This is a genomic window from Labilibaculum sp. (genome assembly GCF_041595635.1).
Taxonomy (GTDB): domain Bacteria; phylum Bacteroidota; class Bacteroidia; order Bacteroidales; family Marinifilaceae; genus Labilibaculum.
Window position 1 is genome coordinate 1 of the sequence record NZ_JBFHJW010000093.1, and the last position, 10256, is coordinate 10256.

Below are 10256 nucleotides of genomic sequence, written 5' to 3' on the forward strand. Positions count from 1 at the left end.
GCGGTATCATGTCTGAATATGACAGCTCAATTGTTATTCAGGTTGCAAAGGGTGGTCGTGCCGTATGTGAAAAGAACCGTTACAATTCTTGTGATCAAACCTACAACGTATTCACGAAAAAACTAATGAGCAATGAGACTAAGTAAACCCAATAATGGAGAAACAAAAATTGACAATAGAACCATTGCACAAAACAGCCAAGGTGAAATTGTGAATTTGGATGATTTTAAGCTTGCAAAAGCAATCAAATTCTATGAGCGATTTAGTTTTAGTTTCTCTAAATATTCAGGTGGAAAAGCCCACTTAACTTGGGGCGTTAATGCAAATGATTATCTGAAAAGAACCAGCAATGGCGTAAGTGGAAAATACAGACTCACAAGCAAGCTATTCACAAATGAAGAATTGAATTCTTACATCAATGAATTTGGCCAAGGTTGTTTCTTATCCTGGTATCTGGAGGTAACAAGCAAATACACAACTTATCCTGTTTTTGTAGTTGAAAAAGAATTTAATTGTGATTTGCCACGAACTCTGGAAGGTGAAACTGGAGCATTTTTACCGCTTGCATCGGCTCGTTTATTTATGAACGAAAACAATGAACTTGACCAGTACAAAACACAAGCTTTCAAATATTACGACGACTCTATTCCTGCAGAGGATTTTGTACGACCTTACTATCGTGAATACAAGGATTATTCAACGATGCTGCTTGGTTATGCTTCCATTCCATCTGGCCAGATTGTGAGAGTTTTAGACAATAGCGATGCTCCAGAACCAACTGAAGGCTGGGCTGTCTATCAACTTGATTATAATAACCTAGTAAATAAAGGTTTTAAGCTTGTTTCTCTGCAACCTAAAGAAGCTGAAGAAACCCAATCATCAGTTCCCGACGGAGTTACAGTTGAACCTTTGCTAAAGGATGATCAATTAAGAGTTATTGATGCACTTCCTGTATGTTCGCTTGATGTTTCGATATTGAAGGATTTCGATATGAGCATTGAGTATGTGAAAATCACAGAGCAAATTCGATTCAACCTGACAAATGGCAATGAATCGATTCCTTGCAAACAGGGAAGAACAGAAGCAACTTTTGGAGTCAAATACCTTGCAAAAGATTTAACAAGTGTTAGTAGCTTACTTAAAAACAGTATTGCCTATATCGCTTACATTTCGGAAATCAGAACCGATGGAGTCATCAAAATGCGATTAAAGACTGGTTATGGATCATTCCCTGATTTAGACGTTCAAGAAAATGAGATTTTAATTGGGATTGTAAAAGTACCTGTACCTGATAGTTTGCAAGATGTGGACACTTCAAAAATTGTATTTCATAAACTCTGGAAAAAAGCACTTGTTCCTGCTGAACAAAGAATAGTAGTTCCTGAAGCAAGTAGCTATATTTTAGATGAAGTGACACTTTTTGAAACTACTCTTTCTGAGGAAACTAAAATCTTTGCTCCTGCTCTCTGTCAAACTCACAATGCAAATTTTAGAATCTTAGAGGATTTTGATTTCACCTATTCAGTGGGAAAAACCTACACTGGAGATAAAACATTTTTAAGAGTTGCACCCATTGGCGGACTTCGGAACATTCCCATAATGGATAACGGGATTCGCCGCTACATGTCAATTGCTCAGGAAAGCATTATAATGCCTGATTTATTCAATACCAATTTTGTGAATGAGTGGAAGTATTTTACATTAACAGCTACGGTTTCAGATTCAGACGGGGCAGTTAATCCACTAAGCACAGAATATGAAACGGATGGATCTGCAATGCTAGTAACTCCCTTTGTAACTAATGGTAGCTTTCGATTTATGCAAATAGGGGTTAAATTCAATGCAGATGGTGAAACCGTTGATTTTCAAAAGGACTTGAAAACCTTTAAGTATTGGAAGAATGCACTGGCTCCTTTTAGTGAGTTGTGGGCTGAGAAGATAACACCATAAAAAAAGAGAGCTTTTCGGCTCTCTTTTTTTATAAACTGATATAAGTGATATTTCACGAAAACTTCTATTTCCTTTTTCTTAATAAGTAATGATAAACAGTATCATTACCTTCTTTATATGCAAATGCTGTAACAAAATCATAGCCATTCGAGCTCATAAAATTCATTGCATCAATCATTGAATTAAATTTGATTGTCTTGTTATTCTCATCTTTCAGCTCTGTATCTTTAGATGTCCAAGCCCTGTTTTTTTGACCAAAATCAAAATCTACTTTTACTTTTCTACCACTACCTTTTCCAATAAGCTGAACGTATTCAACATCAATTTGATTTAAAGGCACATCATTGACTGTTTGAGAAAAACCACCAAAATAACAAATCAAACCTAATGATAACAATATTAATTTTTTCATAAACGAATTTTATTTATAGTCTTTATTTTGAATTTTTTATTACAACTCACGGTTCTCAAAGGTACTATTAAGAACAATCTATTCCATTAAAAGTTGAACCCCTGTAAGTACATACAAATATGTTTACAGGGGTTCAACTTTTATATATCTGGAAATACTTTTGCTATCGTATTCATCGGTAAAAACATTTTACCACTTCCTGGAAGTTCTATGAAACCATATTTTTTATAAAACAAAACTGCTTCTTCATCAATTGGATCAACAACTACAGCCATTGAGCCTATTGTTTGTTTGGAAACTTTATAGCTTTCTTTTAAGGCATCCATTAATAAATATTCTCCCTGACCTTTTCTAAAAATCGATTTATCAATTGCCAATCTACCTAATAGAGTTACAGGAATATCTTTATAAGAATTTGGTAAATGTTTTGAAAATTTTTCAGGAATATCCTTTTGAGGAATACTGCTATTTGATAAGGTATAGTATCCTTTGACAATATCGTTTGCATCAGAAAGTACAAAGCAAACAGAAAGTCTTTTTTTTATATCTTGACTGGCTTGCTTTTTTACATAGTCATCAAGTAATTCTTTTCCACAATTGAAATCTGATCTGTCGTGAGATTTTTCGAGAATCGATAATTTTAAGTTCATTCAGCAGATTGTGATGCAGAATACTTTTTTGCCGCCTGCATTAATTTTTCATTAGGTTCATTATTTGCCAAGATTGTATTAAAAAAGATTTCTTTATCTTTTTCAGATACTAATATTTTTTCATGATCATCAATTATTTCTTTTGCTCGTTTTTTAACAATAGATGTTACAAAACTAGCCAGTGTCTTATGACCACTTATTTTGGAAGCTCTTTCAAAAACCCTTTTTTCATCTTGGGAAATTCTTAACTCAAATCGTGACTGCTTTAAGTGTGCTGTCTTCATAGTATTTGTTTTCTAATTTCAATACAAATGTACGTAATTTTAACGTACAAAACAAAATCATCAAGAATGACAGAAAATGCAATACAAACGATAAATAAATATACCCTTTTAATAAAATCAAAAATACTCTTTTCTAATTCTCTTTACCGTACTTCTACTTACTCCAGTTGCGGCTACAGTTTTATTGATACTCATACCACTTTCCAGGCAAGCTTTTACGTTCGGGTATTTTTCAACTAAAGATTCACTATCCTTGTTTTTGGCTCCTTTCACTCTCCCTTTATAAGCTCCTCTTTTTTTAGCCTGAGCAATTCCCTCTTCCTGTCGCTCCTTGGTTCTTTCGATTTCGATTTGTGCCAATGTGGACATGATATTAGTGATTAGCTCAAAAGTTGGATTTGCTTTTCCATCCACAAAACTTTTCAAACCATAGCGATGAACGGTTACACAAATTTTCTGCTCCTTCATCAACTGGAGTGTTGCCATAATATCAAGCGTGTTTCTTCCCAATCGGTCAACATCCAAAACAATCAGTTCCGAAATTGAATTTTCCGAAACTGCCTGAATAATCTTTTTTCCCTCTGGGCGATCAGCAAAAGGAATTTTTCCTGAAATTTTATCGATCAACAATTCGCCTGGGTAATCTTTCAAAGCTTCCACTTGCCGAACTTCGTTTTGTTCGGTGGTAGAAATTCGAGTGTATTTGTAAATTTTCTTTTCCATCTTGAAAAATCTAATTTTTGGGTTCAATTTTAAAGTGGGTTCAGAATAGTAGGTTTTGAAAGGGAAATCATCAAAATTTTCCTCATTTTTTGGGTTCGGTTTGAAGTACACCCTATTTTGAACCCGATTGCCATTTTTTCAATCCTGATATTTGTTCATAAATATACTTTACTTCATTTTCAAAAAGCAGTGAATGCCCAGCTATTTGTTCTCTGAATTCTGGGTCGAGTAATTTCATTCTTCTGTAAAGAGTCGCATAAGAAATATCCAATTCCACAGCAAGCTCTTTTCGGTTCATTGTTCTATATTCCATGGTCAAGTTGATTTTAAGGGTTCCTGACAAAAGGGACAGAAACTATCTGCTCTTAGGTCAAACATCATTTTACATACTGGGCAAGTTTCCCAAATCTCATGATTCGCTATTTTTGTATTTTCTTTCATCTTTTCAATTCTATAAATTTATCATTCAGGGTATTTCCCGATTTTATTTTTTGTTCCTTCCAAAGTTCCCTAAGCGCTTGATCTCTCTGTTCGGCCAATTCATTCTTAAGCTCTAGGTAAGTCACATGATCAGGACTTTTATTCATAATTCTTTTTTCTTCAGTGATTTTTTTCAATGTTTCAAATACGATCTGTTTCATATTGTTGCTGCTTGGTTAGTGATTCTGTTTTCTTCTCAAATTCTCTTAGGAAGAATCGGGCTGCAACTCCATGGAAATATCTCTTCTTCCCTCCTATGTTGACTATGATGGATGTCTTTCGCCTGGGTACTCCTTTTGTTTTTTTCCTATTCGGGTTCGTAGTTCTGATCAAGCTGAATTCTGCTCCTAAATCTTTAATCAGATTCAGAATCTCTTTTTGCTTTTTAGTTTGCCTAGCTTTTTTCTTTTCAGATACTTTTAGGTTATAAGCTTTATCCCTGCACTTTCTTTGATCGTTACAGTACTTCGAACCAGTTTTCTGACCTGTTATCTCTTTTCCACAAGTCAGACAATACCTTTTCTCTTTTTTCACCTCTCCCTGTTCGGTGGAATCCGCACATACAATACGTTGTGCATCCGTTCCTTTTTTTGCTGCGTGCTTAGACAAATTCCAGTTTTTTAAGTTGTGAAAATCGGTGTATTCGTACCCTTTTTTACTGCGTACAAAGGCTGAAACTTCCAATGAAATAAGCTCTTTTAGGATATTTTTAATATTTCGCTTTGCATACTGATTAATGAGCTTTTCCAGTAGTAATTTATTACGATATCGCTCCTTTCTGCTACGCTCATCTTTAATCCACCAATCAGGATTTCGAAGGTCTTTGAACTTGCTTTTGTATTTGACTGGAAGTTGGCGAGTGGTTTTTATCTGATCCCATTCAAAGAAGATCGTTTCATCGATCATCTTTAAAAACTTATCGGCAATTAGCTTGCTTAGTTTTGCTTTATCCATTAAATCGGCCAGGGAATAAATGCCATAACTTTCAACGGCTCTCATCCTAACGAACTTGGTTTCAACTCTTAATAGTTCGGCCTTTATTTTAGATTGTTCCGCTTTGTCGTAAAATTTATAGGTAGTATTAGTGGTTTTGTAAGCGTAGCCGTAGCCTGTTCTCCCGTTCAGTTCCATTTCTGATCGTTCAGTAGCCCGACAGTATAAAATGCTATCCAGAAAGGTTTTGGTATTTATTTTAGTGGTAGTCGTATTCAGGTTCAATCCAATTTCAAAACTTTTCAAAATCGCAGTTTGCGGATTGACTCCAAAAGCCGCTAACCGGGCAACTGCCTCTTGAAAATCTTCAAATGTAAATCTGTTTGTATTGTGCTGCCCCTGATTAAAGAACTTATGAATGGAACCTTTAATTTTGGCTTTTCCTTTTGGCTCGATAATAAAGTCTAATCCTTTATAGTGGGCTTTTCTACTGCCTCGTTCCTCTCCTGAACCAACAACAGTCAATACGGAAAATTCAAGCTCTGGGATAGTTTCCCAAAGGCGAAAATCAAATTCCGAAAGCTCTATACTGATACCGTCAATCAATTGTAGTGGAGTGTAAAAAAGTGGTGAGTTAATTGTCTGAAAAAGGATGTGTATGCGTACCCTAAAGACGTGCGTTTTTATTTTCCTAAAAAGGAAATTTCAAAAAAAATACAGACTCTAAAAGTCTGTGTATTCGTAACCCTTTTATTTGCGTGTTTTATCCTGAAACTATTGTAATCATTGAATAATCAGAAGAGCGTAAAAAGGATATTTTAAGCTATCCTTTTTGCTTTATATCTCGCTAATACCAATTCGTACGACTCGCAAATAATTGCACTACTTCGAAAAATACGAAGCATAAGTGAAACTTGACTTATTGTGATTTCATTCTTAAACTGGAAAACCCGTGGAACTCCTTTTTCACACTTTATTATTTGATTGCGATTGGTATCGATAATGGCATGAATATTCTCATTTATTTCGGATACCCAAACACCTTGTCTTGTGGTTGCTCTCATACTTATGCACTTTTAACATTCAATTTCACACTCTGATATTCTTCTAAAAAATTATCGATATCAGTTCTTTTGTAGACAATGTTTTTTCCTGTTTTATAAGATTTCAAAAAGATCATTTTATTACTTCGAGTGTGAACCTGAACGCCTTCTCTCCAATTCTGAAAAGTATCCTTCGAACCAAAACCCAAATAAGTAATGGCCTCCTGAAGATTGAGCCATTTCTTTTGATTCAAATCACAAATTATTTCTGGTTTTTTCATACTATTCCTCCCTCCTTACTTCTATTCCATTATCTAAAGTGCTTGTTATGTATTTTTTTCCCGAACGTTTTTTCAATCTTGAGGCAACCTGTCGAATATTAAAAACCTCTTTAGCTCCAACATTAAATTGATGAATTTCACCAATCGTAAAATGACTAAGAGTCGCCACCCAATCAATTTTTGTATGGATTATTTTGTTTTCCATAATGAAAGTTTAAAATTGTTGTTATATTTGTTATCTCATGCAATATTACAGATTTTTTCTGTATTGATGCATATTTTATCTGTAATAATTTTAAGCCCTCTATCATGGAAAATTATATCGGCCTGAATGTCAGTAAACTTGCTGAAAAAGAAAATTTAAGTAAAGATGCTTTCGGTAGACTTTTTGACCTTAAAAGGGGAGCTATATCATCTTACATTGATGGAAAGGCTTTGCCAAAAATTGAAACACTGCAGAAAATATCCGCACACTACAACGTATCAATTGATGATCTAATTAATCGTGATATTGAACAACCAGATTTTAGAAAAGATGAATCAATAGAGGGAGTTCCCTATTGGGATTTACCTGTATCAGCAGGACATAGTATCACCGATATTATAGGCCAACATAAACCGAATGGATTCATAAAAGGATTACCTGGAGCCGACATTGCAGAAAACATACTTCCTGTTCTAGGTGCATCTATGGAACCAGAGGTTTCAAATGGGGCACTTATTGGAGTTCGACGAATTAATAATTGGGAAAGCTTAAACACTGAACGCATTTACTTAATCATCACAAAGGATGATCGTATGATAAAACGAATTGAATACGATACTGAGAATGAGGATATTCTTTGGTGTATTAGTCCAAACTATGCCAAATTCAAAATTTTCAAATATGACATTGTTGATATACAAAGAGTTTGCTTTGTGTATAATCCTAAGTAATAAATTTAGAAAGTTTCTAGAAATATTTCGAAAAGAAAATATTCAGGTGAAGACGTATTAAAAGTAATATAAAAACCATATAAAATTTGATTTAGTTGATTTTATAGTCTAATATTGAAATATATTTACAAATTAAAGCTATAAAATGATTCTAGAGATACGACTAAGTAACTTTTTCTCCATTAAAGATGAAATAGTTCTAGATTTACGAGCGGCAAATATTAAAAGCAAAAATGCAAAAGCATTAACTGATAATATAATTGAATACGGAAAAGAAGAATTACTTAAATCTGTAACAATTTATGGTGCTAATGCATCTGGGAAAAGTAATATTATAAAAGCCATACGTTTTTGCTGCATGATGGTATTAAATTCTCATAACCACAACGAAAACACCACTTTCAACTACAAGAAATTCAAATTCTCCAACTCTGAAAATAAAGCAAGTAGTTTCTTTATTCGATTTATAAGTAATGCTATTGAATACGAATATTCTTTTTCGTTGATGCGGGATAAAATAATTACCGAAACCTTACATTATTATCCCAAAGGAAGAATTACTAAAATTTTCACACGAGATGAACGTCTAGGAAAAAATAAAAAAGATAAATATTCCTTTGGCTCTGGAGTTAAGAGACCCTCAGACGTTACAGCTAACACCTCTGAAAAAACATTGTATATATCCAGAGCGAGTCAAATGGATAGAGAAATACCAAAAGAAATTTTCAATTATTTCAACAGTAAATTCATATTAGGATACCTTGGTCATAACACGCCCAAAATAGAATGGCTATTTGATAAATACAAAGTAAAACTACTAGAAGCATTGAAAATTGCTGATAGTGATATTGTAGATATTAAAATCAAAAAAATTCAACAGCAAGGAAAAAACATTAAAGCAGATGTTAACAATATGACTCTTTCTGTTGAAGATGTAATGAAGGATCATTTACAAATAAGAACATACCATAAAGCTGACCCAAAAATTAGTTTTGATCTTTTTACCGAAGAATCTGAAGGAACTAAGAAGCTTTTCACAATAATGCTTAATATTATTGATATCGTTAGTAACGATAAAATACTACTTATAGATGAAATCGGTGAAAGTTTACACACAGATATCATTGAGTATATTTATAATCTGTTTAGGGCTGGAAAAAAGGCTCAGCTAATATGCACAACTCATAATACTAGATTTTTAGATCTAAAAAAATTTAGAAAAGATCAAATTTACTTTGTTAACAAAAGAGAAAATGCCTCTAGCGACTTATATTCACTATATGATTACAGTGACTTTAGAGATACAATGGATTTAGAAAAAGCATATTTACAAGGTCGATTTGATGCTATTCCATTTGTCAATGACTCATTAGATAATCTTAAAAATATTATCAATGGGTAGGAAACGTCAAGAATCAAGAGGAAAAAAAATAAAACCACAATACTGGGTATTTTGTGAAGGTAAAACAGAAGAAGCATATGTAAACTTTCTTCGATCTAAGTATAGAATCCCGATTGAAATTGTTTCAAAAATAACTGGCAGTAATTTAAATGAAAAAAGAATAAAAGCTGCTAAAAAAGGGAAACCCGTTCACGAGAAAGATTTAGACTTTCTTCTTTATGATGGAGACGTTGTGGATGTTCTAGATAGACTTAAAAAAATAGCAAACGCTCATCTATTAATATCAAATCCTACAATTGAGCTTTGGTTTTTGCTTCATTATAAAAACCAAACAGCACATATAAGTTGTGAAAATTGTATCGGTGAAATTTCAAGAAGAAATAGAATTCAATACAAAAAAGGTTTAATTGATAATAAGCTCTCAGAAAAACTATCAGAAAAATACATTGATGCATGTAAAAGAGCTAGAAATTTAAACTTTGAAAATAATCCATCGTCCAATGTATATGAATTTATTGAAATTCTAGAAAAAGAAACAAAAGAACATAATTGAAACTGGAAATATGCAAAAAAAAGTCAGCCTTTAAAAAAAATGAACGTCTACACGTCTAACTTAGTGGTACGGTCTTAATTTCAGACATCGAAAAAACATGCAAAAAACGTGCAAATATATCTTAGCACACTTCGTAAAGTGTTGATTTACATGATTATTACAATTAGGAACCTACGTCTGGGGGGCGTGGGGTCGGAAGTTCGAATCTTCTCGCCCCGACTAGCAAAATAAAGGCTTTCAGAAATGAAAGCCTTTTTTAATTTCTGAAAGTTTAAATATAGTTTAAACCTTTTTTACCTTTTTAGGCTAAAAAAATAAAAAGCTGCTACGAAAATCGTAGCAGCTTAAAGAAAAGTTTACTTTCGAATTTTAGGTCAGCATGACCGTTTCGTGCTGATCGGAAGAATATTCACTTCCATCTGCATTGCCAAAATAAGCATAGACCTGAACCAAGCCCATACTAAATGAAAGGGTTATGTCAGCTGTTTCGGCAGAACGCAAAACACCTGGATGCAAAACCTGAACATCATCATCCGATGTTAACACCACCAGGTGCAAAAGATCATCGGCTTCGCCAACTCCATTTGCACTATCGTCTGTCCAGGAGAC

Annotated in this window: 15 protein-coding genes; 4 read left to right on the forward strand and 11 right to left on the reverse strand. The window is 33.6% G+C overall.

The window, feature by feature from the left end; translation table 11 throughout:
- Positions 1-132 precede the first annotated feature (132 nt).
- The gene (locus tag ABYT26_RS16705) at positions 133-1950 is read left to right on the forward strand and encodes a hypothetical protein (protein WP_372755995.1); all 1818 of its coding nucleotides are present in this window, start codon (positions 133-135) and stop codon (positions 1948-1950) included.
- A gap of 64 nt (positions 1951-2014) precedes the next feature.
- Here the strand turns inward: ABYT26_RS16705 and ABYT26_RS16710 are convergent, their stop codons facing one another.
- From ABYT26_RS16710 to ABYT26_RS16755, 10 genes are all read right to left on the reverse strand, one after another.
- Complete coding sequence (locus ABYT26_RS16710; RefSeq protein WP_372755997.1) at positions 2015-2362, reverse strand: hypothetical protein; 348 nt, start codon at positions 2360-2362, stop codon at positions 2015-2017.
- Between the two features lie 140 nt (positions 2363-2502).
- Complete coding sequence (locus tag ABYT26_RS16715) at positions 2503-3012, reverse strand: GNAT family N-acetyltransferase (RefSeq protein ID WP_372755999.1); 510 nt, start codon at positions 3010-3012, stop codon at positions 2503-2505.
- On the reverse strand, positions 3009-3296 hold the full coding sequence (locus tag ABYT26_RS16720; protein WP_372756001.1) for a DUF1778 domain-containing protein: 288 nt from the start codon (positions 3294-3296) through the stop codon (positions 3009-3011). The genes ABYT26_RS16715 and ABYT26_RS16720 overlap by 4 nt, the downstream gene beginning before the upstream one ends.
- Before the next feature lie 117 nt (positions 3297-3413).
- On the reverse strand, positions 3414-4019 hold the full coding sequence (locus ABYT26_RS16725; RefSeq protein ID WP_372756003.1) for a recombinase family protein: 606 nt from the start codon (positions 4017-4019) through the stop codon (positions 3414-3416).
- A 112-nt stretch (positions 4020-4131) separates the two neighbouring features.
- Positions 4132-4332, reverse strand: coding sequence for a hypothetical protein (locus ABYT26_RS16730; RefSeq protein WP_372756005.1), 201 nt, complete (start codon positions 4330-4332; stop codon positions 4132-4134).
- A gap of 124 nt (positions 4333-4456) precedes the next feature.
- On the reverse strand, positions 4457-4606 hold the full coding sequence (locus ABYT26_RS16735) for a hypothetical protein (protein ID WP_372756007.1): 150 nt from the start codon (positions 4604-4606) through the stop codon (positions 4457-4459).
- Between the two features lie 34 nt (positions 4607-4640).
- The gene (locus ABYT26_RS16740) at positions 4641-6038 is read right to left on the reverse strand and encodes a hypothetical protein (RefSeq protein WP_372756009.1); all 1398 of its coding nucleotides are present in this window, start codon (positions 6036-6038) and stop codon (positions 4641-4643) included.
- 212 nt (positions 6039-6250) lie between these two features.
- On the reverse strand, positions 6251-6496 hold the full coding sequence (locus ABYT26_RS16745) for a hypothetical protein (protein ID WP_372756011.1): 246 nt from the start codon (positions 6494-6496) through the stop codon (positions 6251-6253).
- 2 nt (positions 6497-6498) lie between these two features.
- Positions 6499-6756, reverse strand: coding sequence for a helix-turn-helix domain-containing protein (locus ABYT26_RS16750; protein WP_372756012.1), 258 nt, complete (start codon positions 6754-6756; stop codon positions 6499-6501).
- A 1-nt stretch (position 6757) separates the two neighbouring features.
- On the reverse strand, positions 6758-6961 hold the full coding sequence (locus ABYT26_RS16755; protein ID WP_372756014.1) for a hypothetical protein: 204 nt from the start codon (positions 6959-6961) through the stop codon (positions 6758-6760).
- A gap of 104 nt (positions 6962-7065) precedes the next feature.
- Between ABYT26_RS16755 and ABYT26_RS16760 the strand changes: the two genes are divergently transcribed.
- The 3 genes from ABYT26_RS16760 (at position 7066) to ABYT26_RS16770 (ending at position 9647) form a co-directional block, all read left to right on the forward strand.
- Positions 7066-7692 carry a helix-turn-helix domain-containing protein gene (locus ABYT26_RS16760; RefSeq protein ID WP_372756016.1) on the forward strand — a complete coding sequence of 209 codons (627 nt, stop codon included), beginning with the start codon at positions 7066-7068 and terminating at the stop codon, positions 7690-7692.
- Positions 7693-7837: 145 nt separating this feature from the next.
- Positions 7838-9094, forward strand: coding sequence for an ATP/GTP-binding protein (locus ABYT26_RS16765; protein ID WP_372756018.1), 1257 nt, complete (start codon positions 7838-7840; stop codon positions 9092-9094).
- Positions 9087-9647, forward strand: coding sequence for an RloB family protein (locus ABYT26_RS16770; RefSeq protein WP_372756020.1), 561 nt, complete (start codon positions 9087-9089; stop codon positions 9645-9647). Before ABYT26_RS16765 ends, ABYT26_RS16770 begins: the two co-directional genes overlap by 8 nt.
- Before the next feature lie 369 nt (positions 9648-10016).
- Here ABYT26_RS16770 and ABYT26_RS16775 read toward each other — a convergent pair.
- The coding region (locus tag ABYT26_RS16775) for a hypothetical protein (protein WP_372756021.1) at positions 10017-10256 on the reverse strand (240 nt) is incomplete at its 5' end.

Bases quoted from the DNA above. Each gene is read 5' to 3' on its own strand.
- ABYT26_RS16705 (WP_372755995.1), top strand. From the start codon at position 133: ATGAGACTAAGTAAACCCAATAATGGAGAAACAAAAATTGACAATAGA.
- ABYT26_RS16710 (WP_372755997.1), bottom strand. From the start codon at position 2,362: ATGAAAAAATTAATATTGTTATCATTAGGTTTGATTTGTTATTTTGGT.
- ABYT26_RS16715 (WP_372755999.1), bottom strand. From the start codon at position 3,012: ATGAACTTAAAATTATCGATTCTCGAAAAATCTCACGACAGATCAGAT.
- ABYT26_RS16720 (WP_372756001.1), bottom strand. From the start codon at position 3,296: ATGAAGACAGCACACTTAAAGCAGTCACGATTTGAGTTAAGAATTTCC.
- ABYT26_RS16725 (WP_372756003.1), bottom strand. From the start codon at position 4,019: ATGGAAAAGAAAATTTACAAATACACTCGAATTTCTACCACCGAACAA.
- ABYT26_RS16730 (WP_372756005.1), bottom strand. From the start codon at position 4,332: ATGGAATATAGAACAATGAACCGAAAAGAGCTTGCTGTGGAATTGGAT.
- ABYT26_RS16735 (WP_372756007.1), bottom strand. From the start codon at position 4,606: ATGAATAAAAGTCCTGATCATGTGACTTACCTAGAGCTTAAGAATGAA.
- ABYT26_RS16745 (WP_372756011.1), bottom strand. From the start codon at position 6,496: ATGAGAGCAACCACAAGACAAGGTGTTTGGGTATCCGAAATAAATGAG.
- ABYT26_RS16750 (WP_372756012.1), bottom strand. From the start codon at position 6,756: ATGAAAAAACCAGAAATAATTTGTGATTTGAATCAAAAGAAATGGCTC.
- ABYT26_RS16755 (WP_372756014.1), bottom strand. From the start codon at position 6,961: ATGGAAAACAAAATAATCCATACAAAAATTGATTGGGTGGCGACTCTT.
- ABYT26_RS16760 (WP_372756016.1), top strand. From the start codon at position 7,066: ATGGAAAATTATATCGGCCTGAATGTCAGTAAACTTGCTGAAAAAGAA.
- ABYT26_RS16765 (WP_372756018.1), top strand. From the start codon at position 7,838: ATGATTCTAGAGATACGACTAAGTAACTTTTTCTCCATTAAAGATGAA.
- ABYT26_RS16770 (WP_372756020.1), top strand. From the start codon at position 9,087: ATGGGTAGGAAACGTCAAGAATCAAGAGGAAAAAAAATAAAACCACAA.